Below are 22,980 nucleotides of genomic sequence, written 5' to 3'. Positions count from 1 at the left end.
CTGGCGTGGCCGTCTGTTCCTCGTTCAGGCATTCCAGGTCAACGATCCGTTTTCACGCGCCGGAACAGTCCTGGGTAGTCCACCACGATGTCCTCTTCGTCCACGAGAAGCTCTGCCTGGAAGCCGCTGCCATCGAGGTTCTCGAAAAGGTAGCGCCGATCGGAAAGCCGCGTATATGCCTGCGGCTGTGGATGAACTGTCAGGTCTGGCGCAAAAACCCAAGCCATCAGGAACCGTCGCCGCTCACCGACAGCCATTGGCTCGCGGCGAATCGGAAACATGTTGGTAAACGGAGTCGGCCAGATATCGATATCCCTGCACCCATCGAGCTCGGCAATGACTCGACCATCACCGTGGTGCCAGTGACCTAGGCCGTCTGTTTTCAGAGTCAGCGAGCGGACAGAGTTCTCCGTGATGAGGGCCAGTTCGGCACCGCGAAGCTGCCACGAGTCGTCCCAGTCGAGGCGGTAGATGAGCCGGAACGGACCGCGCTGCTCGTCGTAAGCGAGGACAACGCTGTCACTTGCACGGTCTGCCAGAAGCAGATGCTCCAGTCCGACACCCTCCCGCGCCCTGTTACAAAGGGGTGTCCAGCAGATCGTGCGGGATCGTGCGTCGAGCATCGACACTCCTTTCACGCCGCGGCCTAACGAGACTGGGCAATAACCCGCTTTTCGAGACGATGAACTGTGACGGCGCGAGGAAGCGGAGGGTGGCCGTTCATGGTCAGAATGTGGCGCGTCGAGTTGATGAATTGAAGCCCGAAGCCACATGGCGCGTCAATGCGCGGCTGCAATCGTGCATTGAGGCGTGCAGCCTCTGCGCCCTTTGCCGTCAGCCCGAGCGCACCGCTCGGGTGGCGATCTGCCGGCCCTTGCCACTGACGGGGTTCTTCAGGCAGCGGTGCTTGGCGACCACGATGATCTGCACGCACGTGCTGAAGCCGAATGTCGGCGTTTGTCATGCCACCGCAAAGCCGACGCAGGCAGTCGGTCCCAGGCCCGTGTCCGCGCAGCGCTACCCGCCGCCGCGCTGCATGAACAGGTCGAAGTAGCGCATGAAGCGTTCGCGGGCGGCTTCGTCGACGCCCGTGAAGCGAAAGCTCACCGCCAGCCGCGGCAGGCGCATCAGCGCGATCTGCCGGTCGGGCAGGCCTGACCAGGCGAGCAGGAGCGTCCCGTCGCCGATGGCGACCTGCGCGCTGGCATCGGCGCCGACGATGCTCAGCGCATGCACACCGCAGGCGCCCGGCAGCCAGCCGAGCCATTCGGCCTCGGTGCAGCCCATGTCGCGCTCGAAGCGGGCTGCGTAGCGCGCCTGCATCAGCCGCCGGCGATCGGCGGCCAGATCGCCAGCACGTCACCGTCCACGAAGGTGCGCGCGGCGCGGCTTTCCGGCGCCACGTAGTGGCCGTTCACCAGCACCAGGTGCACCAGCTTCATCGGCAGGCCGTAGGGCGCGATCACGTCGGCGATCGTCGCCTCGGGCGCGATGTCGAGTTCCACCCGGTTGCCGCTGCGGGCCTCGGGCGGCAGGTAGTCGGTCAGCGTGGCGTAGAGCTTGAAGCTGATCTTCATGGGGCGATCATCGCCCAGCCACGGCTCACACGTGCGCGCCGGCCTGGACCCAGCGCTCCTGCGCCTGGCCCTGGGCGATGTAGGCCTCGGTCAGGCGCGTCGGGTCGGCCAGCAGCCTTTCCTTCCATTCGCCGAGCCGCACGCGCCCTTCGACCAGTCCACGCATCACGCCCACGTGCTCGGTCCAGCCGATGCTGTTGCAGCCGACCAGCCGCTCCGCGTCGAACTGCAGGCTGAGCAGCTTGAAGCCCTCGAGGTCGGTGATCTCGGTCTGCTGGCCGCCGGGCACGCCCTGCCAGTCGCCGAAGCTCGCCGAGATCAGGCCCAGCGTGTCGAGCACGTTGATCTGCGTCACGCGCTTGAGCACGGCGCCGCGCTCCAGCATGTTCATCGCCGCGACATAGGCTTCGTCAGCCGCGTTCGGCTGGATCGCGCTGATGACGCGCGTCCGCGTTGCCAGGTCGAAGGCCTCGGCGCAGTCGCCGGCGGTGAAGATGCCGGGCACGTTGGTCTGCAGCCGCTCGTCGGCCAGCACGCCCTGCCCGCAGGCTATGCCCGAGTCCTTCAGGAAGGCGACGTTCGGCTTCACGCCGGTGGCGCTGATCACCAGGTCGGCCTCGACCGTCTGCCCGTTCGACAGGCGCACGCGCATCGCGCTGCCGCGCGGCGCCGGTGCCGTTTCGCGCCACTCGGGCGCGGGCGGCGCCGGGCTCTTGCTGCCGAAGCCGAGCAGCGCCGCCGCACGGGCGATGAAGCCGCCTTCGGCCGAGACCGGTGCCGCCGCGGGCGGCTCGGTAACGCCTGACGGCGCCGCCTCGATCGCCTCGACGCGGGTGCCGGTGAACACGCGCACGCCCTTCTTCTCGCACCAGGCCTTGATCATGTTGCCGGCGGCCGGCCCCATCATGCGCGGCACCATGCGGTCGCCCATCTCGACGACCGTGAGCTCGACGCCGCGCGCCGCCAGCGCCTCCATGATGATGCAGCCGATGAAGCCGGCGCCCATCTGCAACACCTTGGCGCCGGGCTTGGCCAGCGCCTGGATGTGGCGCGCGTTCTCCAGCGTCCAGCAGGGGTGCACACCCGGCAGGTCCATGCCGGGCACCGGTGGGCGCACCGGCTGCGAGCCGGTGGCGATCAGCAGCTTGTCGAAGCCCAGGACGCTGCCGTTGTCGAGCGTGACCGTGCGGCGCGCCGCATCGACCTGGGTCGCGCGCTGGCGCAACAGGCCGATGTCGAGCTTGCGGAACTGGTCGGCGTCGCGCCGCAGGTAGGTGCCACTCTCGTCGACCTGGCCCATCAGCAGGTAGGGGATCGCCATGCGCGAGTACGGCGGCTCCGGCTCGTCGCCGACGATGGTGATGCGGTCGTAGGGGGCGTGCTTGCGGATCGTCTCGGCCGCGATGACGCCGGCCGGCCCGGCACCCAGGATCAGGTGTCTCATAGGCCCAGGCGTTCGCGCGTCTCGGGCTTGAGCCGGCCGCCGGCGTCCCAGCCGCGGATCTCGTAGTAGTGCGGCAGCATCTCCGGCAGCTTGTTGACGAGGCCCTTGGCCGGGCCGGTCTTCGCGGGCTCGGTCAGTAGCCGCTTGGGCAGCGTGTCGTCCTTCGCGGTGAAGCCGGCCTTGTTGTTGAAGTCGCGCTCCATGTTCCAGATGCGTTCGCCGATCTCGTTCAGCTTCTCGAGCGTGAACTCCTCGCCGCAGGCGGCCGCGACCTGCGGCTGCACATCGGCCAGGCCCCAGGCGAAGCTGGTGAAGATGCAGATGCCGGCCGAGTCGAAGGCCGCGGTCGCATCCTGGAAGGCCTTGACCAGCTCCGGCTTGCCCTCGGACACCAGCGGGTCGGTCTTCACCGGGATGCCCAGCACCTCGGACGCCACGGTGTAGCCGCGCAGGTGGCAGGCGCCGCGGTTGGAGGTGGCGTAGGCCAGGCCCATGCCCTGGATGCCGCGGCTGTCGTAGGCCGGGAACTCCTGGCCCTTGACGCTCATGCTCAGGTCGGGGTGGCCGTACTTCGCGGTCAGCCGGGCCGAGCCCAGGCCGATCTCCTTGCCGAAGCCCTCGCCGTTGGCCGTCATCTCGGCAAAGCGCACCAGCGCACGGGCCGAGCCGAACGGCGCGTCGGTGCCGAGCTGCTCCTTGGTCAGCACGCCCATCTCGTAGAGCTCCATCACCGCGCCGATGGTCGCGCCGAAGGAGATCGGGTCCATGCCCTGCTCGTTGCACAGCACGTTGGCGTACTGCAGCGCGTCGAGGTCGTTCACGCCGTTGGCGTTGCCGAGCGCCCACGCCGCCTCGTACTCCAGGCCGCCGGAGGCGCCCCAGTACTGCGGCTTGTTCTCGACCGAGAAGTGGCCCTGGTCGATCTTCTGGATGCGCCCGCAGGCGATGGTGCAGCCGAAACAGGCCTGGTTGGTGACCAGCGGCTTCTTGCCGTCGGTCTTGCGCGGCGTGGCCATCGCCTCGGCGGAAATGTCCTTGGCGCCCTCGAACTGCACGTCGCGGTGGTTGCGCGTCGGCGACGCGCCGATCTCGTTGATCACGTTCATCAGCACCTGCGTGCCGTAGGTCGGCAGGCCCTGGCCGGTGACGGCGTTGTCGGCGAGGATCTTCTTCTTCTCGAAGGTCACCTTCATGAATTCCTTCGGGTTCGCGATGTTGCCGACCCCCTTGGTGCCGCGCACCGCGATGGCCTTCAGGTTCTTCGCACCCATCACCGCGCCCACGCCCGAGCGGCCCGCCGCGCGGTGCAGGTCGTTGACCACCGCCGCGTACAGCACGCCGTTCTCGCCGGCCAGGCCGATGCTCGACACGCGCGTCAGCGGATCCTGGTGCTGCTTCTTGATGATCTCCTCGGTCTGCCAGACGCTCTTGCCCCACAGGTGGGAGGCGTCGCGCAGCTCGGCCTTGTCGTCTTCGATCGACAGGTAGACCGGCTTGGCCGACTTGCCTTCGAAGATCACCATGTCCCAGCCGGCGAACTTGAGCTCGGCGCCCCAGTAGCCGCCCGAGTTGGAGCAGGCGATCGCGCCGGTCAGCGGGCCCTTGGTCACGACGGTGTAGCGGCCGCCGGTCGAGGCCATCGTGCCGGTCAGCGGGCCGGTGGCCCAGATGATCTTGTTCTCGGCCGACAGCGGGTCGACCTTGGGGTCGATCTCCTCGACCAGGTATTTGGACGCGAGACCGCGCGAGCCGAGGTAGGCCCGGGCCCATTCCATGTTCAGCGGCTCGGATTGGACCGTGCCGTTCGTGAGGTTGACGCGAAGGATTTTTCCTGCCCAAGACATGTGATTCTCCTTAAGCCGCAGCGCTCTGGTTGCCGAGCTTGTCGGCCCAGGCCTGCATCTTGTTCAGGCCGGTCCAGTTCGCGTCCACGTAGGTGATGGCGCCGGTCGGGCAGGCTTCCGCGCAGGCCGGCTCGCCGCCGCACAGGTCGCATTTCTGGACCTTGCCGGTCTCCTGCACGTAGTTGATCGTGCCGAACGGGCAGCTGATGGTGCAGACCTTGCAGCCCACGCAGGTGGTCTCGTTGACGATCTTGGCGCCGGTGGCGCCGTCGATCGTGATGGCCTCCACCGGACAGGCATGCAGGCACCAGGCTTCGTCGCACTGCGTGCAGGTGTAGGGCACCTTGCGGCCGGTGTGGTGGAAGTCGAACACCTTGATGCGCGACTTGCTGGGCGCGTAGACACCGTAGTTCTCGAAGGAGCACGCCATTTCGCACTGCAGGCAGCCAGTGCATTTCTCGGGGTCAAGGTGTAGGGTCTTCTGCATGGCTGGCGTCTCCGCTGGCGTTGGGGTGATCGGGTCGAAGCTTCCTGGCGTGCAGCAAACTGCGGACTCGCGCTAGGAATCAGTCTGCCTATGTTCTGGATTGAACACATCACTTCATATCCGGTGCTTACCCTGATCCGTCGCAGGACAATTGCTCCCCTGCAGCAATGCTCCGATGAGACGGGAGCATTCATCCGGCGCTTCGCCGCCCACCTGAGCGCCCGCCACTGCCGCCGACCACGCCGGCAGCGGGTGCTGCGAAACTGAACACGACTTCCATATCTTCCGGCACAGGCAGGCTCACAATGACCGCGAAGGTTCGTACCCAAGCTGGCACCGTGGCTTCTGTGAACGCAGCCCCCACTGCCGGCACGAGAGACTGGCCGCCACCGGCGGCATGAAAGGATGGCTCGATGTCGACCCCCAGCGTGCATCCCAACCTCGCCGCGAACCGCCGCCGCCGCGATGAAGTGGCGCAACGGCCGATCGCCAGCGCCCTGCCCCTCGACGGCGAGCATGTGCTGTCGATCAACGAGTCCCACGAGCGCTGCGCCGCCCTGGGACTGAGCCGCATCGGCGCGCCGGACTACACGCCGCTCGGCCGCGCCGACTTCACGGTCACGCGCGAACGCAACCGCCGCCTGTTCGCCCACGCCGCGCCGGTGATGGAGCTGCTGTTCGACCAGATCGTGAAGACCCAGAGCATGGTGGTGCTGACCGACGCGCAGGGCACCATCCTCCACTCGATCGGCGACGAGGATTTCCTCGAGAAGGCCGGCAAGGTGGCGCTGGCGCCCGGCGTGAACTGGGCCGAGTGCACCAAGGGCACCAACGGCATGGGCACCGCCCTGGTCGACGAGACGGCGGTGCTGGTGCATGCCGACGAGCACTTCATGCATGCCAACCACTTCCTGACCTGCCAGGCAGCGCCCATCCTCGACCCGCGCGGCAACATCCTCGGCGTGCTCGACGTGTCCGGCGACCGGCGCGGCTACCACCAGCACACGATGGGGCTGGTGAAGATGTCGGCCCGCATGATCGAGAACCACTGGCTGAACGACGATTTCAGCGACGCGCTGCGCCTGCACATCCACCCGCGCATGGAGTTCATCGGCACGCTGCTCGAAGGCATCCTCGCGATCGACCACGATGGGCGCCTGCTCGGCGCCAACCGCAGCGCTCTCGATCTGCTCGGCATGAGCGGCGCTGCGCTGCGCATGCACACCGTGGCCAGCCTGCTCGGCACGCCCCTGGGGGCGATCGTCGATCGCGGACGCGCCATGATGGGCGCCCCGATGCGCATGGCGCTGCCCAACGGACAGACGGTTCATGTCCAGGCGCGTTGCAACTGGCCCCTGTGGCCGGGCCAGTGGGCCGGTGCCGGCCCGCGCGCGAGCGCCGGCGCCGGCTCGGCAGGGCCGCAGGCTGCCGGCGACGGCACCCCGACCTCAGCACGAACCGAGCCGCAGGAGGCCCGGCCCGCGGCGCCCACCGCGCCCGCGTCCATCGAGACCGCGCCCGAACCGGACCCCACTTTCGCACGGCTGCTGACGGGCGACGCGCAGGTCGAGGCGCTGATCGCCAAGCTCAAGCGCGTGCTCAACCGCGACATCCCGGTGCTCATCCTCGGCGAGGCCGGCAGCGGCAAGGAAATGCTGGCGCGCGCCATCCACCGCGAATCGCGGCGGGCCGACAAGCCTTTCGTCTCGGTGCAGTGCGCGTCCACCCCCGAGGCGCAGCTGGAGGCCGAACTGCTCGGCTACGCCGAGGGCGTGTTCCCGGGGGCGCGGCGCAAGGGCGCGGTCGGCAAGCTGGTGCAGGCCAGTGGCGGCACGCTGTTCCTCGACGAGATCGGCGGCCTGCCGCTGGGCCTGCAGGCGCGCCTGCTGCGCGTGCTGCAGGAGCGCCAGGTGACGCCGCTCGGCGCGCTGCAGCCGCAGGAGGTCGATCTGGCGCTGATCGGCGCCACCGACCGCAATCCGCGCGACCTGATCGACACCCACCGCATCCGCGAAGACCTCTACTACCGGCTCAACGGCCTGGCGGTCAAACTGCCGCCACTGCGCGAGCGTTCCGACCTGATGTCCCTGGTCCAGCGCATGCTGGCCGATGAATCACCGACTGCGCACCTGACGCTGGCGCCGGACGTCGAGGCCCTGCTTCAGCGCTACGACTGGCCCGGCAACCAGCGGCAACTGGCCAACGTGCTGCACACGGCCGCGGTGATGGCGGCCGGCGAGACCACCATCACACGCGAGCACCTGTCGGACGACTTCCTCGAAGAAGCGCTGCTGCGGACCGCGTCGGCCGACACGGCGGCGCCCGAGCCCTCCGCAACCTCGCGCTCGCCGTCAGCGGGCGTCGACAGCGGCAAGACGCTGGAAGAGCTCGAGCGCGACATGATCCGCCACGCGGTCGACGCCGCCGGCGGCAACATCTCCGTGGCATCGAAGCGCCTGGGCATCAGCCGCAACACGATCTACCGCAAGCTGCGCTGGCGCGACCCGGTCTGACACGGCCTTGCATTCAAACGCATCAGATCGTCCAACCCCAGCGCTGCCACCACCGCGGCCTGCCAGAGCTCGAATACCTTCGCAGGCGGCGATGGTGAGTGCTGGCGAGGGCGTCGGGTGAATGGCGAAGTGAGGTAAAGGAGGAGGGGACGGCCGTGAGGCCGGCGCCGGGGGACACGAGCGGAGCCGTTTACCCGGCGGCCTCGCCAGCAACGCGCAGCACCTGCAACCAGCTACGCCAGCCGCGCCACCCACTCGCGTGCAGCGGCGCGCAGCGCCGGCGCGAGCAGCGGGTCGCTCATGCGGTGCCCCGCCCCGAGCACCTCCTGCGCCCGGGCACCGGGCAGCGACGCCGCGATGACCCGGGCCACGGCCGGGTCGCAGGTCGCGTCGGCCGCGCCCCACACCACGCTCACCGCGCTGCCGGCGTGCAGTGCCGGCATGCCCGCCGGCGCTTGACCTCCGACAGCCCCCCAGCCGGCCGCAGCATAGTGCGCATGGATGCGCCAGGACGCCAAAAGACGCGGCGTGGACTCCGGCAAGGCCGCCGGATCGAAGCCCGCCTGGCTGGCCAGCACACCGCCCGGCACCGACTGCGCCGCGTCGTAAGCCGACCAGACACGCGCAACGTGCTCATCGGCCCCCAAGCGATCGAGGGTAAACACTGAACCATCGTGGAGCAGTGCTGGTTCGCTCTGATACAAAGCGAAGAACGCGTCCGCCGCCGCGGGGCCCAACCACCGCCGCCCGGCCGCCCCCAGCCACCGCGGCCAAGCCGCGACATAGCGCCGCGTCTCGGCCGCCGTGGCGAGAAAGGGACTGCGCAACAGCAGGCCCCGCACCCGCTGCGGCTGCCGCAAGGCATAGGTCAGCGCCACGCGAGCACCCCAGGACCCTCCGGCGAGCGCCCAGCAGGGCAGACCGAGACCCGCGCGCAGGCGCTCCATGTCGTCGAGCAGCGTGCCGAGGTCGTTGTGGGCCGTCTCGCCCAGCGGCAGGCTGCGCCCGCAGCCACGCTGATCGATCGCGATCCAGCGCACCGGCAGGCCGTCGAACCACTGTGTCGGCTCCAGGCGGCTGGCGCCGCCCGGGCCGCCATGCACGATCAACACCGGCAAGCCCTGCGGATCGCCGCCCTCGCACCACCAGACGCGGTGGCCTTCAGCGGGAGCCAGCCAGTCGCCTTGCGGCAAGGCAGGGACGAGGGTTTGCCCCGGATCGTCGGAAAAGCTCACAGGGTCAATGCGGGGTTGCGGCCACCGCGCACCGTGCGTGAACCTCCAGGCGCCGGTGGAGAGACGACCGCCGGGCAAGCTGCCGTAACACGGACGCCCTGCGCGGCATGCGCAAGGCCCCATGCGTGGCTCGGAAGAAAATCATGACGGGCTGGCGTTACCGCAAGGGCACGGGTAGCGTTCGGTTGCGAGCCCGCAGTGTGCGTGATTTCGCGCGGGACTGAAGACGACGAGGGGAAGCGATGTTGGTGATGATCGACCGGCGCGACAGACGCCGGAGTGCGCAGTGAAGGTCCTGGTGCTCGGCTCCGGCGCGGGAGGCGGCTGCCCGCAGTGGAACTGCAACTGCACGATGTGCGCGGCCGCGCGCAACGGCTCGCGGCTGATCCGCCCACGCACGCAGAGTTCGATCGCGATCTCGCCGGACGGCCAGCGCTGGGTGCTGCTGAATGCGTCGCCCGACATCGGCCAGCAGCTGCGCCTGCAGCCGGCACTGCAGCCGAAGCACGGCCTGCGCGACTCGCCGATCAAGGCCGTGGTGCTGATGGACGCGCAGATCGACCACGCGACCGGATTGCTGAGCCTGCGCGAAGGGCCGCCGATCGAGCTCTACGTCACGCCCTGCGTGTTCGAGGACCTGACCACCGGCCTGCCGATCCTCACCGTGCTCGACCACTACTGCGGCGTGCGCTGGCACATGCTGCCGGTCGCGGGCGAGCAGCGCATGGCCGAGTTCGTCATCGACGGCTTCGAGACGCTGCGTTTTCGGGCGGTCGCGATCCCCGGCAAGGCGCCGCCCTATTCGCCGCACCGGCACGACCCGAAGGTCGGCGACAACATCGCGCTGGAAGTCACCGACCGCCTGTCGGGCAAGCGGCTGTTCTATGCGCCGGGCCTGGCCGACGTGGGCGACGTCGAACTCGAGTGGATGCGCAACGCCGACTGCCTGCTCGTCGACGGCACCTTCTGGACCGAGGACGAGATGGTACAGGCCGGCCTCGGCAGCAAGCTCGCCGCCGACATGGGGCACCTGCCGCAGAGCAGTTCGCCGCAGCGCGCCGGCATGATGGACGCGCTGGACCGCACGCAGGCCCGCCGCAAGCTGCTGATCCACATCAACAACAGCAACCCGATCCTCGACGACCACGGCCTCGAACGCGCCGAGCTCGCACGCCGCGGCATCGAGGTCGCGCACGACGGCATGGAGATCGTGCTGTGAGCCGCGCAAGAGGGGCCCCGCGCAGCGGGGATCGAAGCGAGCGAACAGCGCCGGTGGTCGACCGCCAGGCCGTCGATCGGCTTCAACACGACGGAGACCACGTGCTGTGAGTACCGCCCTGCTGCCCTGGTCACCCGCGGAGTTCGAGGCGCGCCTGCGTGCCAAGGAGTCCGGCTATCACATCCACCACGCCTTCAACAAGCGGCTCAACAGCGGTGCCCTGCAGCCCTTCCAGGTGCGCGGCTGGGTCGCCAACCGCTTCTACTACCAGCAGGCGATCCCGATGAAGGACGCCGCGGTGATGGCCAACTGCGAGGACCGCGCCACGCGGCGCCGCTGGATCGATCGCATCCTCGACCACGACGGCCATGGCGATCATGAAGGCCCCAACGCCGGCGGCATCGAAACCTGGACACGCCTGGGGCTGGCCGTCGGCCTGAGCCGCGAGGACCTGTGGTCGCACCGCCACGTGCAGCCCGGCGTGCGCTTCGCGGTCGACGCCTACGTGAACTTCGCGCGCCGTGCGCCCTGGCGCGAGGGCGTGATCTCCTCGCTGACCGAGATGTTCGCACCCAAGATCCACGCCGACCGGCTGGCCGGCTGGCCCAGCATGTACCCGTGGATCGCCGCCGAGGGCCTGGCCTATTTCCGCAGCCGCATCCCGCTGGCGCAGCGCGACGTGGAGCACGGGCTCGAGGTCGCCATCGCGTTCGGCGACACCCGCGCGAAGCAGGAGCGCGCGATCGAGATCCTGCAGTTCAAGCTCGACGTGCTGTGGTCGATGCTCGACGCCGTCGAGCGCGCCTACCCCGACGACCTGACCGAGGACCGCCGACCATGAGCGCGCCGGGCCGTCCCAAGGGCGAATACCGGAGTGCGCAGCACGGAGGGGCCCAATGAGCGCCGTCACCGACACCGCCTGCCCGCGCCTCGCGCCGATGTACCGCCTGCAGTTCGAGCCGGCGCAGGACTGCTGGGTGCTGCTCTACCCCGAGGGCCTGGTCAAGCTCAACGTACCGGCCACGGAAATCCTCAAGCGCTGCGACGGCCAGGCCAGCGTGACCGACATCACTGCCGACCTCGAGCGCGCCTTCGGCCAGACCGACCTGCGCGCCGATGTGAACGAGTTCTTGCAAAGCGCCTATGAACGCAACTGGATCGTCTGAGGAAGTGCACGACATGGGCGTGCCCTCGGGCCAGCTCCGGTCTGCGCCCGGCGCGCCGATGTGGCTGCTCGCGGAGCTGACCTACAGCTGCCCGCTGCACTGCGTGTTCTGCTCCAACCCGACCGACTACGCCGCCCACATGAGCGAGATCGGCACGGAAGACTGGAAGCGCGTGTTCCGCGAGGCCCGCAAGATGGGCGCGGTGCAGCTCGGCTTCTCCGGCGGCGAGCCGCTGCTGCGCGACGACCTCGAAGAGCTGGTCGCCGAGGCGCGCCAGCTCGGCTACTACACCAACCTCATCACCTCCGGCATCGGCCTGACCGAGAAGCGCGCGCGCGCGCTGAAGGACGCCGGGCTGGACCACATCCAGCTCAGTTTCCAGGACTCGACCAAGGAGCTGAACGATTTCCTGTCGTCGACGCGCACCTTCGAGCACAAGAACAAGGTGGCCGCGATCATCAAGTCGCTCGGCTACCCGATGGTGCTCAACTGCGTGATGCACCGCTACAACCTGCCGCACGTGGGCCGCATCATCGACATGGCCGAGCGCATGGGCGCCGAGTTCCTGGAACTGGCGAACACCCAGTACTACGGCTGGGCCTGGCTGAACCGCGCCGCGCTGATGCCCACGCCCGACGACCTGCGCGATGCCGAGGCGATCGTCGACAGCCACCGCCAGCGGCTGGCCGGGCGCATGAAGATCCTGTGGGTCTCGCCCGACTACGTCGACGCCAAGCCCAAGCCCTGCATGGCCGGCTGGGGCGCGGTGTTCATGGTGATCGCACCCGACGGCACGGCACTGCCCTGCCACAGCGCGCGCATGCTGCCCGGCTTCGATTTCCCCAAGGTCACCGAGCACAGCATCGCGAGCATCTGGCGCGACAGCGACGCCTTCAACCGCTACCGCGGCACCTCGTGGATGAGCGAGACCTGCCTGTCCTGCGACCAGCACCCGATCGACCACGGCGGCTGCCGCTGCCAGGCCTTCCTCGTCACCGGCGATGCGGCGGCCACCGATCCGGTGTGCCCGAAGAGCCCCGACCGCCACCTGATCGACGCCACGCTCGACGCCGCGGTGCAGGACGCGAAGAACATACCGACCGTCGCCGCCCAGCCGCTGCGCTTCGTGCCGGGCGCGGCGCGCAGCGGCAGCCTGTGGTACCGCTCCGACGCGAACTCGCGCACGCTGTCCGACGACGGGCGCGACGCCCGGCACTGCGCCGAGCCGGCTGCCGTCGAGACCCGGTGATGCACCGGGCCGTCGACACCGGCCGCCCGGGGACCGGTGCCCGCCGGGAGGTCGCCTCGCGATGCTGAGCGTGCGCGGGCTGACCAAGCGCTACGGCGAGCGCACGGCCCTGAAGTCCCTCACGCTCACGCTGCGCCCCGGCGAATTCACCGCCTTGCTCGGTCCGAACGGCGCCGGCAAGTCCACGCTGTTCCAGGTGCTGACGGGCCTGTTCGCGGCCGACGAGGGCGAGGTCGAAGTCGCCGGCCACTCGCTGCGCCACGACGCCCCTGCGGCGCTGCGCAACATCGGTGTGGTGTTCCAGCAGATCTCGCTCGACCTGGACCTGAGCGTGCGCCGCAACCTGCTGTTTCACGCCGACCTGCACGGCCTGCCGCGCGCCCTCGCCAACGAGCGCATCGCCACCGACGGTGCGCGCTTCGGCCTCGGCGCCGAGCTCGACCGCAAGGTGCGCGAGCTGTCGGGGGGCAACCGCCGCAAGGTCGAGCTGGTGCGGGCCGGCCTGCACCGCCCCGCCGTGCTGCTGATGGACGAGGCCACCGTCGGCCTGGACCCGAAGTCGCGCCACGACCTGCTCGCCGCCCTGCGCGAGGACGTGCGAACGCGCGGCGTGTGCGTGCTGTGGGCCACGCACTGGGTCGAGGAGGCCGCGCCGGCCGACCGGGTGCTGGTGCTGCACCAGGGCGAGCTGCTGGCCGACGGCACGCCCGCCGCGGTGACGGCGGCGCTCGGCGAGCCGACGCTGGAGCAGGGCTTCATCGCGCGCACCAGCGGCAGCGCCGATGCCGCAGCGCCCCGGGAGCGCCGATGAGAGCCCGGCATGCGCTGCAGGCGCTTCGGGCCATCGTGATGCGCGAACTGCTGAAGTTCTCGCAGCAGACCGGCCGGTGGGTGTCGGCCCTGGTGCGGCCGCTGCTCTGGCTGGCCGTGTTCGCCGCCGGCTTTCGCCACGTCGCCGACGCGAGCTTGCAGCAACCCTACGACGTCTACATCGTGCCCGGCCTGGTCGGCATGGTGCTGCTGTTCAACGGCATGCAGTCCTCGCTGTCGATGGTCTACGACCGCGAGATGGGCCTGATGCGCCTGCTGCTCACCGCGCCGCTGCCGCGGCCGTGGCTGCTGTTCTGCAAGCTGTGCGCGACGGCGCTGCTGTCGGCGCTGCAGGCGCTGGCCTTCGTGGCGGTGGCGCTGCTGATCGGCACCGACCTGCCGGTCGCGTCGTGGGGCGGCCTGCATGCCCTGGGGGCGCTGCTGGCCGGTGCGCTGATGCTCGGCGCGGTCGGCTTGCTGCTGTCGGTGCACATCAAGCAGCTGGAGAACTTCGCCGGCACGATGAACTTCGTCATCTTCCCGATGTACTTCCTGTCGACCGCGCTCTACCCGCTGCCGCAGCTGCAGGCGTCGGGCACCGGGTGGATCCACCAGGTGGCCCGCCTCAACCCCTTCACGCACGCCGTCGAATGGATCCGCCTCGCGCTGTACGGCCAGGACCCCGGAGCAGCACCCTGGGTGGTGCTCGGCTGCCTCGCGGTCTTCTTCGCGCTGGCGTGCTGGGGCTACGACCCGCAGCGCGGCTTCGGGCAGCTCGCCAAGCGCGGCGGCGGCGCCTGACCCACGGCGGGCAAACTGCCCTGCGCCAAAGCGCGCAGCCTGTCTAACATCGGCAACGAATTCACCCCCTCAGCACCGTCGGTCCGGCCTGCCGCCGACGGTCGGGACGTCCAACCGACACGGAGGCAGCCATGCGGTCGAAGTTCGCCCGGCAACACCGGGCCCCAATGCCCACGCGATGTGGGCCATCGTCACGCTGCGGCGGCGGCGCATGACGGCCGCCACCGACAACCGCCGCACCGGCGCTGCGCTGCGCGGCAGCACGCTGCCCGAGCCGATCTGGCTCGAGTGGCTGGCCTTGGTCGGACTGCTGGGCTTCGGCACCTGGCTGCTCGGCGTGCGCGGCGTGTGGGGCCTGCTACTGAGCTCCGACCCGACCGGACTGACGCTGGTCATCCTGGTGGTCTTCGTCGCCGCGTCCTTCTGGGCCGGGCGGCGCGCGCGCGAACTGCAGCAGCAGCGCGCCGCGCTGCACCATGCGGTCACCACCGGCCGGCGCGACGGCGCCGGATGGGTGGCCGACTACTGGGCGGCCCTCGCGCAGCGACCGACCGACTTCGACGCGCCGCTGGACGTGCTGATGGAGCAGACCCATGGCCCGCACGCCACCGCGTGGTGGGTCAACGGCATCCAGCTCAAGCTCGGCCTGCTCGGCAAGGTGATCGGCTTCTCGATCCTCGCGATCCAGATCGGCCACACCGAAAGCTTCGACGCCGCGCAGTCCCAGGCCTTGCTCAAGAGCCTGACCTCGGGCCTGGGCATCGCGCTGCTGACCACGATGGTCGGCCTGGTCGGCAACATCCTGCTCGGGCTGCAGCTGACGCGCCTGGACCGCTATGCCGATGCGCTGGTCGCCGATGCACAGCGCCACGGGCTGACTCACGGCGCACGTGACGGCGGGCCGGCGCCCGGGACGAAGGCATGAGCCGACATCGTCGTACCCGCGAGGTCGAGGTCGACCCGTTCTACGACATGTTGTTCAACATGCTGATCGCCTTCGTCTTCTGTTTCATCATCGCGCTGCTGGCGATGAACCCGAAGGCGCTCAAGGCCGGCGACATCCCGGCCAAGGCGGAGTTCATCATCACCGTCAGCTGGCCCGACTACAACCCGAACGACCTCGACACCTGGGTGCAGGACCCCAACGGCGAGCTGGTGTGGTTCCGTGCGCGCGAAGCGGGCTTGATGCACCTCGACCGCGACGACCGCGGCCTCGCGAACGACACCATCGTCGTCAACGGCAAGCAGATCGTGAACCCGCTGAACCAGGAGGTGGTCACGCTCAGAGGCGTCGCGCCCGGCGAGTACACGGTCAACGTGCAGTACTACGAGAGCAAGAACGGCGAGCCCGTCGAGGCGACGGTGTCGCTCGTGAAGGTCAACCCGCGTGCCGAGGTCGCGTACTACGGCACCGTCAAGCTCGCGCGCAAAGGCGACGAGGCCACGGCACTGCGCTTCACCGTGCAGCCCGACGGCAGCGTCGCGAACATCAACACCCTGCCCAAGACCCTGGTGCAGCAACTCTGACCCGCCCCCTTGCCATGACGCTTTCCATCGCCATCACCTATGCGGTCCTGCTCGCGCTGACTGCCCTCGCGCTGTTCTATTCGCGCTGGCCTGCGTGGCTCAAAGGCCTGCTGGTCGCCGGCGTCACGGTGCTGTACTTCCACGCCGCCGCGGTGCTGCAGGCGGTCTGGGGGCTGCCCGCGGCCGAAGCCCTGCCGCCGCGCTTCGTCCTGCTCTCGGCCGTGATCGACGAGCCGACCGCTTCGCACCCCGGTGCGCTGTACGTCTGGTTGAACGCGATCGAGGACGGCAAGCCGGCCCTGGAGCCGCGTGCCTACCGGCTGCCCTACGCCAAGGACCTGCACGGACTGCTGAACGAGGGCATGAAGAGGTCCCGTCAGGGCGTCAGCCAGCTCGGCACCGCGGAGCCCAAGGCTGGCCGCAAGGGCCTGGCCTGGTTGCGACCGGGCCGCGACGAGCAGGACGTGAAGATCCGCGACCTGCCCAAGCCCCAGCTGCCGGAGAAATGAGCATGCGCCGCGCTCTCGCCCTGGGCCTGCCGCTGCTGGCGGCCCTCCTCGGCGGCTGCGGCAAGCCGCCCGCCGCGACCAAGCTGTTCCCGCTGGAGCCGGGCCGGACCTGGGTCTACCGCTCGACCAGCGATCTCGAGGACAACAGCCGCGCGCAGGAGACCCTGACGCTGCGCACCCTTGCCCCGGACGTGCTGACGGTGGAACAAGCTGCCGACCCCGGCCCCGCCTGGCATCGCCACAGCGATGGCGGCGCCGACTACTGGCTGCGCGCCGACGACAGCGGCATCTACCGCGTCGCCAGCAAGAGCGAGATCGACGCCGGACCGCAGCCCGACGCCGCGCGCCGCTACGTGCTCAAGGCCCCCTACACCGTTGGCACCCAGTGGCAGACCGACACCACGCCCTACCTGCTGCTCGAGAACACCAACTACCCGCGCGAGTCGCGCTACCGCTTCCCCACGGTGCCGATGTTGTTCAGCATCACCGCGGTCGACGCGGCGGTGGAGTCCGATGGCCGCCGCTACAGCGGCTGCACCAAGGCGGAGGGCAATGGCCAGGTGCGCATCTTCTCCAGCTCGGTGGGCGGCTGGCGCGACGTGCCCATCGTCGCGCGCGAGTGGTACTGCCCCGGCGTCGGCCTGGTGCGGCTGGAGCGCGAGGAGCTGGTCGGGTCGAGCGGGCTGGTGTTCGGCGGCCGGCTCGTGATGGAGTTGATGGACGAGGGCTGAAGGCGGGCGGCAACGCAGATGGCTGGCTTCCATGCCTGGCCAACCCATTCACACAGCTTGGGCTCCCCCTGCGTCACCGGACCGCGACATAACCTCGCCATCGCGGCCACGCTTTCCATTGCGCCGGTGCCCCCACATGACGGTGGGAACGCTGCAAGAAGTTCAACGGACCTAAAAGGCGAGATCAAGCAACTTGGCGCCAACCATCATGACCAGGTACACGAGTGGAAGGCCGAGCGACACCTGGTAGACGCGATGAGCAACCGGCCGGCGTTCCTTGAGGCGACGCATGACAGTTGGAAGATCAGCCTTCAGATTGGCGAAGATGTCGCCGCTCGTGACTCTGATGAGGATGATGGTCGCTATGTGGAACACACACAGCGCGAGGAACAAGGTGAGAAGCATGAACTAGCGTGGTGCTCCGGTCACTTAGAGCGAATATTATTTTGGCAATGATGGACTTGACGGGGCAGACCAGAAAAGCAAAGGCGCCTCATGGGCACCTTTGTCTTTCAATTCACGAAGCTGCGTCAGTGGGTCTATCCGACGGTTCCGTCTTGTTGGGCGTCTCTCTCAAAGAGCGCTGCAGCCGCTTAAGCAGGAACTTCACCCACTCTTCCATGTCGGCGACGCCATTCGTACCGATGTTGGCCGGCCACTGCAATACAACTTCGCCTTCGTCTAGCGACAAGACTTCTTGTCTCATTCCGTTCCCCTTCTGTGGGGGCACGCGGGGGGCCTGACCGCTGGTCGAAAGGCGGCCCGCGCCGACTTCGATTACCCGCGACGCGGTATCGCCCTTGTTCACGACCATAGGCGGCGCTTCGGCCGCGATCAGTTCATGCGCCGGCAACCCCGTTGTGTGCCCTTCGACCCATGCAAACGCTTCGTCGTCCGAGAACTTCACGAGCCTAAGAGCCTTCGGAAAGCCAAGAACGCCTTCGTGCTCCCATTGTACGTAGTCCCCGATGTTGTGTTTGTTCTTTTTTGAATCGACGCGCTCTGGATCTTGGCTTTTTGCTAATTCCGGCTCCAGCAAGCCAGCAAACTGAATCGATTTCTTGTAGTTGGTCAAGAAGTTGTCGACCGTCGAATCATTGAAGCCGTGGCTGAAAATGAGGGTGGAACGCATAGATTCAGGAAGATCGCGCCCCCATGTCGTCCAACAAAGGTTGTATGCCTTGGGAGCGAGGCACGCTTCCTTTAGCGCCTTGATACGCTCGGGTGACTTCTCATCGTCGACGAGAACTCTGTAGGCCCTGTCTGTGATTCGGATTGATTCACCGCCCCCAGCGGCCGGTGCGGGCAGCACGTCAATCAGACCGTAATACTTCAGCGCGGCGACGATCTTTCCGGCGCTGCTGCTGGTCGGGCTGTAGTCCCACTTGTCCTTGAGAACCGCGTTGAGGTTTGCCGCCCCGCGTTTCGCGAAATCGAAGAGTTTTCTAGTGAGGGTGATCGCGTCACCCAAATTTACGTAGGGGTAGGCCGGCCCACGGGACATGGTGTTCTCCTTGCTCTGCCGCCGGTTGGCGCCAGAACTTAATTTGAACACAGATTTGGCGTCAAAGCGTTGTGAGAGCTGAAATCCTGCTAACATGCGCCCCAGAAGTAGGTGCGCCCCCCGAGAGTACGAATCAAGGGGGGCGCGATGTTCAACCAATGCCACAGCAGGCAGCGCAGGCTGAGCGCACCGACCAGCCAGAGAGGCCCAACCGGTGACTAGCGCCCACCGACACGCTATAGCGTGATGGTGGTGCGAGCCCCTCGATTTTACGGTCGACAGGACCATCCTGTCGACCGCAGCCTCGCGTGTTCGCGCCACCCATTCCGCAAGAGCCCCGGTGATCACCGCCGGATCGCCAACGTGAATGGGAGTTGTGCCATGCACACCACCTTCCGCCAAAAGTGCACCCACGTCCGTGCCTACGTCCGATTCAGATTCGGCCGTTGGGAAAACGTGGTTCAGCACTATCGTTCCGGGCCTTGGTGCCCCTACCTGGCTAACTAACTGGCCTAAGCGGCGCCCCGCGCGTTAGCACGGAGCGCCGCCCACTAACGCAATCCCTCCGCGTGTGGACAATTTCTGCTCGCCATAGAAGAAGGACACCATTTTTTCTGTCGAGCGCAGGCGATTTAGGCGGCCTAACTGAACGCGGCGCCGGACAAGTTGATCCCTGGAAGCGGCAAGACCCCTCTCCCACTTCGATGTCGATGACTGCTTTACATCACGCATCGACAAGAAGCCAGACGCGGCCCGCACATCGCAACAGCCACCGCAGCGCTACAGCCCCGGCCCGCCGAGCCCATGCTCGCGCGCGTAGTTCAGCAACTCCACCGCACTGCCCACGCCCAAGGCCTGGCGGATGCGGGTCTGGTAGTTGGCCACTGTCTTCGTGCTCAGGCGCAGCGTCTGCGCGATCTCCTCGACGCTGTGGCCGGCGAGCAGCTGCTGCAGGATGTCGAACTCGCGGCTCGACAGCCGGGTGTGCGGCGGCCCGCCCTCGGTGCGCGCCGCCAGCGCGGCCACGTCGGGTGACAGCGCGATCTCGCCGCGCGCGGCCTGGCGCACCGCCGTGACCAGCACCTCGGGGGCGCTGCTCTTGGTCACGAAGCCGGCCGCGCCGGCGCGCAGGCACTGGTCGAGCATCGCCGCGCTGTCGTGCATCGTGAACACCAGCACTGAAAGGTCGGGGCGCCGCTGGGCCAGCCGGCGCAGCAGCTCGAGGCCGCTGCGACCCGGCATCGAGAGGTCCAGCACCAGCAGGTCGATGTCGTCGCCGGTTCCGCCGGTCAGCGCGTTGTAGGCCGCTTCGGCATCGCCGTACTCGGCGACGACCGCGATGTCGGCCTCCAGCTCCAGCAGGCGGCGGTAGCCGGCACGCACGACCGCATGGTCGTCGGCCAGTGCGACCCGCAAGGGCCCCGGCAAATGGCTCACAGTCACGACACACTCTCCTGTCCGATCGCGGCAAACGGCAGCCGCGCGTGCAATTTCAGTCCGGGTCGCCCGTCTGCAGCCGCGGTCGCTGGCTGCCATTCGAGATCCCCGCCGGCAGACCAGACACGGTCCTTGACACCGGCCAGGCCGTTGCCGCGCTGCCAGGCGCCGGGGTGGTCGAGTCCGCAGCCGTCGTCTTCGACCGACCACTCCAGCAAGGCGCTCGGTGCGCCGGCCGTCCGCTCGATGCGCACGCTCAGCCGTGCCTGGCGCGCGCGCGCATGGCGGGCCACGTTCGTGAGCGCCTCCTGGCTGATGCGGTAGACCGTCAGCACCAGCTCGCGCGGCAGCCGGTCGTCGGCGTCGAAGCCGGTGCACTCGAACGCCAGCGCGTAGCGCGTGGTCTGCCCCGGCGACTGCACCCAGGCCTGCACCAGCGTCTCGAGCAGCACGCGCAGGCGCCCGACGCTCTCGCCGCCGTCGGGCTGCGACGCGTCTGCGGTGCCGAGCGGGCGCAGCCGCGTCAACAGCGCGCGCACCTCGTTCTGGATGCGCGAGCACTGCTCGCTCATGCCTGCGACCACGGCCGCGAGCTCGGGCTCGTGGGCCAGCCTGCGCTGCAGCCAGCTGGCGTCGACGCGCAGCGCGGTCAGGTGCTGGCCGAGTTCGTCGTGCAGTTCGCGTGCGAGGCGGCTGCGCTCGTCCTCCTGCAAGGTCAGCACCTGGGTGCCGAGCACGCGGCGCCGGGTCTCGGCCTGTTCCAGCGCCACGGCCAGGTGGCGCAGCGCGTGGGCGATGACGTCGAGCTCGCGGATCGGCATCGCGGGCAGCGCCCGCACCGCCGACAGGTCCTGCCGCTCGACCCCGGCAATGGCCGACAGCAGCGGCGCGAGTGCACGGAAGGAGCGCCGCACGCGCCAGTGCATCACCAGCAGCATCACCAGGCCGCAACCGGCCAGCAGGCTCAGCATCTCGACCAGCTGCACCAGCTTCTCGCGTTGCTCGCTGTTGTGCGAGGCGATCCACTGCACCTGCCAGGCCGGCCCGTCCGGTCGCGGCAGGACGGCGGCCACCGTCTGCGCCCGCGGCGGGGCGAACAGCACGCGGTTGAGCTGCACCAGCACGCCGAGCACGGCCGAGGCGGGCTGCTCCGGCCGCGGCTCCAGGCGCACTCGCCCGGCGCCATCGAGCAGCCGCACGTCGAGGTGCCGCGATCCGCCCGCGTCGCGCAGCGAACGCACCGCGGCCACCAGCTGTTCGTCGTCGATCGTGTTCGCGGCGATCAGCAAGGCGCTCATCTCGGCCTGGGCGAGCGCTCCCGAGAGTTCGTCGCGCATGTCCTCGCGCGCGCGCCACAAGCCGACCAGCAATGCCAGCAGCAGCGCACCCAGCACCACCACCAGCGCGCCGCGCATCACCAGGCGCGGCAGCTCCAGCGGCGTTTGCACCGGCGGCACGGGCTGCACGGAAGGCACGTCGGGAAGAACTCCCGGGCCGACGGCTGGAGGAATCACCACGGAATCAGGACGAATCATCACGAAGCAACGAGGAGACCGATCGACGAGCCCCCTGGCGAGGCGGCCTGCCGTGCAAGCCGCACACAGTGCGTTCGGCACGGGCCCCGCACTATCGCCGCTGCAACGCCGCCACGGCGTGCACCGGCCGCTAGGGCTTCCCCTGATCGCGAGGGAGCGCGCTGCCAAAGCCAGAGGGACCACGCCGGCACTCGCCGGCACCGCCGCAGCGTGACACACTGTCCGCGCTTTGGCACATCACGCGACAGAGCGAACGCATCGACACCCGCCTGCGCCACCGGTGGCGGCCGGCGCAGGCCGGGAACAGCGCTTGCTCTGAACCCTGGCTCACGCCGCACCGACCCTGACCCGATGCTCATGACAGCCCGTTCGAACTTGCGGCCCGCGACCGACAGCGTGGTCGTCGTGCGTGCGCCCGGCCGGCTGCATCTCGGCTTCCTCGATCCCTCGGCGACGCTGGGACGCCGTTTCGGCAGCCTCGGGCTCGTGATCGAGGACTTCGAGACGGTGGTTGAACTGCGCCGCGCCGAACGCCCGCAGCTCAGGGCGCGCAGCGCCGCTGCGCAGGCGCAGGCCGCGCGCGCCGCCGCCCACCTCGACACGCTGCAGCGCGCCTTCGGTCTCGATGCGCCGCTCGACCTGTGCCTGCTGCAGGTGCCGCCGGCCCATGCCGGCTTCGGCTCGGGCACGCAGCTGGCCCTCGCGATCGGCCGCGCCTTCGCCAGCCTGCACGGCCTGACGCTCGCCACGCCGGAGATCGCACGACTGCTCGGGCGCGGCCTGCGCTCCGGCGTGGGCATCGCCGGCTTCGACCAGGGCGGCCTGCTGCTCGACGGCGGCACGGGCGACGAGGGGGGCCCGGCGCCCTTGCTCGCGCGCCTGGACCTGCCTGCCGCCTGGCGCGTGCTGCTGGTGCTCGACCCGTCGCAGCACGGCCTGAGCGGCGCCGACGAAAAGGCCGCCATCGCCGCGCTGCCGAGTTTCGAGCGCGCGAACGCGGCGGCCGTGTGCCATGAGGTGCTGATGCGCGTGCTGCCCGGTGCGGCCAGCGGCGACTTCGCGCTGTTCGCCGCCGGCGTCAGCGCGATGCAGCAGCTCGTCGGCGCGCACTTCGCGCCGGCCCAGGGCGGCCGGCTCTACGCCAGCCCGTCGGTCGCGCGCCTGTGCGACTGGATCGCGCGGCAACACGTGGCCGCCACCGGCCAAAGCTCGTGGGGGCCGACCGGTTTCGCCATCCTGCCGTCTGCGGCCGACGCCGAGGCCGCACGGGCCGCGGCACACGCAGCCGGCGTCGTCGACCCCGCGCTGCAGCTGCGGATCGTCGGTGTCCGCTCGCACGGTGCGGCGGTCGAGATCCGGCCACGCCTGTGAACACCGACGTTTTCCCCGACC

General features: G+C 68.9%; 23 protein-coding genes. 12 read left to right on the top strand and 11 right to left on the bottom strand.

Features of this window, described 5'->3' with window-relative positions; genetic code table 11:
• Nucleotides 1-38 precede the first annotated feature (38 nt).
• The 6 genes from ACQY9S_RS02275 to ACQY9S_RS02250 form a co-directional block, all read right to left on the bottom strand.
• Nucleotides 39-623 (bottom strand): putative glycolipid-binding domain-containing protein, encoded by a 585-nt coding sequence (locus tag ACQY9S_RS02275; RefSeq protein WP_428422954.1) that lies wholly within the window; start codon nt 621-623, stop codon nt 39-41.
• A 394-nt stretch (nt 624-1,017) separates the two neighbouring features.
• Nucleotides 1,018-1,323, bottom strand: coding sequence for a hypothetical protein (locus ACQY9S_RS02270; protein ID WP_428422953.1), 306 nt, complete (start codon nt 1,321-1,323; stop codon nt 1,018-1,020).
• Entirely contained in the window at nt 1,323-1,577 is a 255-nt protein-coding gene (gene thiS / locus ACQY9S_RS02265) for a sulfur carrier protein ThiS (protein WP_428422952.1), read from the bottom strand. The genes ACQY9S_RS02270 and thiS overlap by 1 nt, the downstream gene beginning before the upstream one ends.
• 25 nt (nt 1,578-1,602) lie before the next feature.
• Nucleotides 1,603-3,021 carry an FAD-dependent oxidoreductase gene (locus tag ACQY9S_RS02260; RefSeq protein WP_428422951.1) on the bottom strand — a complete coding sequence of 473 codons (1,419 nt, stop codon included), beginning with the start codon at nt 3,019-3,021 and terminating at the stop codon, nt 1,603-1,605.
• Nucleotides 3,018-4,865 (bottom strand): aldehyde ferredoxin oxidoreductase family protein, encoded by a 1,848-nt coding sequence (locus ACQY9S_RS02255; RefSeq protein WP_428422950.1) that lies wholly within the window; start codon nt 4,863-4,865, stop codon nt 3,018-3,020. Before ACQY9S_RS02255 ends, ACQY9S_RS02260 begins: the two co-directional genes overlap by 4 nt.
• Before the next feature lie 10 nt (nt 4,866-4,875).
• Nucleotides 4,876-5,352 carry a 4Fe-4S dicluster domain-containing protein gene (locus ACQY9S_RS02250; RefSeq protein ID WP_428422949.1) on the bottom strand — a complete coding sequence of 159 codons (477 nt, stop codon included), beginning with the start codon at nt 5,350-5,352 and terminating at the stop codon, nt 4,876-4,878.
• A 413-nt stretch (nt 5,353-5,765) separates the two neighbouring features.
• Here ACQY9S_RS02250 and ACQY9S_RS02245 point away from each other — a divergent pair, with 413 nt between their 5' ends.
• Nucleotides 5,766-7,865 (top strand): sigma-54-dependent Fis family transcriptional regulator, encoded by a 2,100-nt coding sequence (locus tag ACQY9S_RS02245; protein WP_428422948.1) that lies wholly within the window; start codon nt 5,766-5,768, stop codon nt 7,863-7,865.
• 233 nt (nt 7,866-8,098) lie between these two features.
• Here ACQY9S_RS02245 and ACQY9S_RS02240 read toward each other — a convergent pair whose 3' ends face one another.
• The gene (locus ACQY9S_RS02240) at nt 8,099-9,100 is read right to left on the bottom strand and encodes an alpha/beta fold hydrolase (protein WP_428422947.1); all 1,002 of its coding nucleotides are present in this window, start codon (nt 9,098-9,100) and stop codon (nt 8,099-8,101) included.
• 286 nt (nt 9,101-9,386) lie between these two features.
• On the opposite strand from ACQY9S_RS02240, the gene pqqB reads away from it, so the two are divergent.
• The 10 genes from pqqB (at nt 9,387) to ACQY9S_RS02190 (ending at nt 17,112) form a co-directional block, all read left to right on the top strand.
• Complete coding sequence (gene pqqB, locus ACQY9S_RS02235) at nt 9,387-10,319, top strand: pyrroloquinoline quinone biosynthesis protein PqqB (protein WP_428422946.1); 933 nt, start codon at nt 9,387-9,389, stop codon at nt 10,317-10,319.
• 106 nt (nt 10,320-10,425) lie between these two features.
• Nucleotides 10,426-11,160: a pyrroloquinoline-quinone synthase PqqC gene (gene pqqC / locus ACQY9S_RS02230; RefSeq protein WP_428422945.1), complete on the top strand. Its 735-nt coding sequence runs from the start codon at nt 10,426-10,428 to the stop codon at nt 11,158-11,160.
• A gap of 55 nt (nt 11,161-11,215) precedes the next feature.
• Entirely contained in the window at nt 11,216-11,485 is a 270-nt protein-coding gene (gene pqqD / locus ACQY9S_RS02225; RefSeq protein ID WP_428422944.1) for a pyrroloquinoline quinone biosynthesis peptide chaperone PqqD, read from the top strand.
• A 13-nt stretch (nt 11,486-11,498) separates the two neighbouring features.
• Nucleotides 11,499-12,734, top strand: a complete 1,236-nt coding sequence (gene pqqE / locus ACQY9S_RS02220; protein ID WP_428422943.1) for a pyrroloquinoline quinone biosynthesis protein PqqE — start codon at nt 11,499-11,501, stop codon at nt 12,732-12,734.
• A 61-nt stretch (nt 12,735-12,795) separates the two neighbouring features.
• Nucleotides 12,796-13,545: an ABC transporter ATP-binding protein gene (locus ACQY9S_RS02215; RefSeq protein ID WP_428422942.1), complete on the top strand. Its 750-nt coding sequence runs from the start codon at nt 12,796-12,798 to the stop codon at nt 13,543-13,545.
• Complete coding sequence (locus ACQY9S_RS02210) at nt 13,542-14,345, top strand: ABC transporter permease (protein WP_428422941.1); 804 nt, start codon at nt 13,542-13,544, stop codon at nt 14,343-14,345. The genes ACQY9S_RS02215 and ACQY9S_RS02210 overlap by 4 nt, the downstream gene beginning before the upstream one ends.
• A 178-nt stretch (nt 14,346-14,523) precedes the next feature.
• Nucleotides 14,524-15,270 carry a hypothetical protein gene (locus ACQY9S_RS02205; protein ID WP_428422940.1) on the top strand — a complete coding sequence of 249 codons (747 nt, stop codon included), beginning with the start codon at nt 14,524-14,526 and terminating at the stop codon, nt 15,268-15,270.
• On the top strand, nt 15,267-15,872 hold the full coding sequence (locus ACQY9S_RS02200; protein WP_428422939.1) for a hypothetical protein: 606 nt from the start codon (nt 15,267-15,269) through the stop codon (nt 15,870-15,872). Before ACQY9S_RS02205 ends, ACQY9S_RS02200 begins: the two co-directional genes overlap by 4 nt.
• A gap of 14 nt (nt 15,873-15,886) precedes the next feature.
• Nucleotides 15,887-16,381, top strand: coding sequence for a hypothetical protein (locus tag ACQY9S_RS02195; RefSeq protein WP_428422938.1), 495 nt, complete (start codon nt 15,887-15,889; stop codon nt 16,379-16,381).
• Between the two features lie 2 nt (nt 16,382-16,383).
• Nucleotides 16,384-17,112, top strand: a complete 729-nt coding sequence (locus ACQY9S_RS02190; RefSeq protein ID WP_428422937.1) for a hypothetical protein — start codon at nt 16,384-16,386, stop codon at nt 17,110-17,112.
• Nucleotides 17,113-17,283: 171 nt separating this feature from the next.
• Here ACQY9S_RS02190 and ACQY9S_RS02185 read toward each other — a convergent pair whose 3' ends face one another.
• The 4 genes from ACQY9S_RS02185 to ACQY9S_RS02170 all read right to left on the bottom strand — a co-directional run bounded on the left by ACQY9S_RS02185 (nt 17,284) and on the right by ACQY9S_RS02170 (nt 21,519).
• Complete coding sequence (locus ACQY9S_RS02185) at nt 17,284-17,517, bottom strand: hypothetical protein (protein WP_428422936.1); 234 nt, start codon at nt 17,515-17,517, stop codon at nt 17,284-17,286.
• Between the two features lie 112 nt (nt 17,518-17,629).
• Nucleotides 17,630-18,616: a hypothetical protein gene (locus ACQY9S_RS02180; RefSeq protein WP_428422935.1), complete on the bottom strand. Its 987-nt coding sequence runs from the start codon at nt 18,614-18,616 to the stop codon at nt 17,630-17,632.
• Between the two features lie 780 nt (nt 18,617-19,396).
• Complete coding sequence (locus ACQY9S_RS02175) at nt 19,397-20,059, bottom strand: response regulator (protein ID WP_428422934.1); 663 nt, start codon at nt 20,057-20,059, stop codon at nt 19,397-19,399.
• Complete coding sequence (locus tag ACQY9S_RS02170) at nt 20,056-21,519, bottom strand: sensor histidine kinase (protein ID WP_428422933.1); 1,464 nt, start codon at nt 21,517-21,519, stop codon at nt 20,056-20,058. Before ACQY9S_RS02170 ends, ACQY9S_RS02175 begins: the two co-directional genes overlap by 4 nt.
• Nucleotides 21,520-21,939: 420 nt before the next feature.
• Here ACQY9S_RS02170 and ACQY9S_RS02165 point away from each other — a divergent pair, with 420 nt between their 5' ends.
• Nucleotides 21,940-22,959, top strand: a complete 1,020-nt coding sequence (locus ACQY9S_RS02165; protein WP_428422932.1) for a beta-ribofuranosylaminobenzene 5'-phosphate synthase family protein — start codon at nt 21,940-21,942, stop codon at nt 22,957-22,959.
• Nucleotides 22,960-22,980 lie beyond the last annotated feature (21 nt).

The organism is Methylibium sp., assembly GCF_965279545.1.
Taxonomy (GTDB): domain Bacteria; phylum Pseudomonadota; class Gammaproteobacteria; order Burkholderiales; family Burkholderiaceae_C; genus Methylibium.
This window is presented reverse-complemented; position numbering and strand designations above follow the sequence as displayed.

Coding starts and splice junctions, on each gene's coding strand:
- ACQY9S_RS02275 (WP_428422954.1), bottom strand. CDS start 623: ATGCTCGACGCACGATCCCGCACGATCTGCTGGACACCCCTTTGTAAC.
- ACQY9S_RS02270 (WP_428422953.1), bottom strand. CDS start 1,323: ATGCAGGCGCGCTACGCAGCCCGCTTCGAGCGCGACATGGGCTGCACC.
- thiS (WP_428422952.1), bottom strand. CDS start 1,577: ATGAAGATCAGCTTCAAGCTCTACGCCACGCTGACCGACTACCTGCCG.
- ACQY9S_RS02260 (WP_428422951.1), bottom strand. CDS start 3,021: ATGAGACACCTGATCCTGGGTGCCGGGCCGGCCGGCGTCATCGCGGCC.
- ACQY9S_RS02255 (WP_428422950.1), bottom strand. CDS start 4,865: ATGTCTTGGGCAGGAAAAATCCTTCGCGTCAACCTCACGAACGGCACG.
- ACQY9S_RS02250 (WP_428422949.1), bottom strand. CDS start 5,352: ATGCAGAAGACCCTACACCTTGACCCCGAGAAATGCACTGGCTGCCTG.
- ACQY9S_RS02245 (WP_428422948.1), top strand. CDS start 5,766: ATGTCGACCCCCAGCGTGCATCCCAACCTCGCCGCGAACCGCCGCCGC.
- pqqD (WP_428422944.1), top strand. CDS start 11,216: ATGAGCGCCGTCACCGACACCGCCTGCCCGCGCCTCGCGCCGATGTAC.
- pqqE (WP_428422943.1), top strand. CDS start 11,499: ATGGGCGTGCCCTCGGGCCAGCTCCGGTCTGCGCCCGGCGCGCCGATG.
- ACQY9S_RS02215 (WP_428422942.1), top strand. CDS start 12,796: ATGCTGAGCGTGCGCGGGCTGACCAAGCGCTACGGCGAGCGCACGGCC.
- ACQY9S_RS02210 (WP_428422941.1), top strand. CDS start 13,542: ATGAGAGCCCGGCATGCGCTGCAGGCGCTTCGGGCCATCGTGATGCGC.
- ACQY9S_RS02205 (WP_428422940.1), top strand. CDS start 14,524: ATGTGGGCCATCGTCACGCTGCGGCGGCGGCGCATGACGGCCGCCACC.
- ACQY9S_RS02200 (WP_428422939.1), top strand. CDS start 15,267: ATGAGCCGACATCGTCGTACCCGCGAGGTCGAGGTCGACCCGTTCTAC.
- ACQY9S_RS02195 (WP_428422938.1), top strand. CDS start 15,887: ATGACGCTTTCCATCGCCATCACCTATGCGGTCCTGCTCGCGCTGACT.
- ACQY9S_RS02190 (WP_428422937.1), top strand. CDS start 16,384: ATGCGCCGCGCTCTCGCCCTGGGCCTGCCGCTGCTGGCGGCCCTCCTC.
- ACQY9S_RS02185 (WP_428422936.1), bottom strand. CDS start 17,517: ATGCTTCTCACCTTGTTCCTCGCGCTGTGTGTGTTCCACATAGCGACC.
- ACQY9S_RS02180 (WP_428422935.1), bottom strand. CDS start 18,616: ATGTCCCGTGGGCCGGCCTACCCCTACGTAAATTTGGGTGACGCGATC.
- ACQY9S_RS02165 (WP_428422932.1), top strand. CDS start 21,940: ATGCTCATGACAGCCCGTTCGAACTTGCGGCCCGCGACCGACAGCGTG.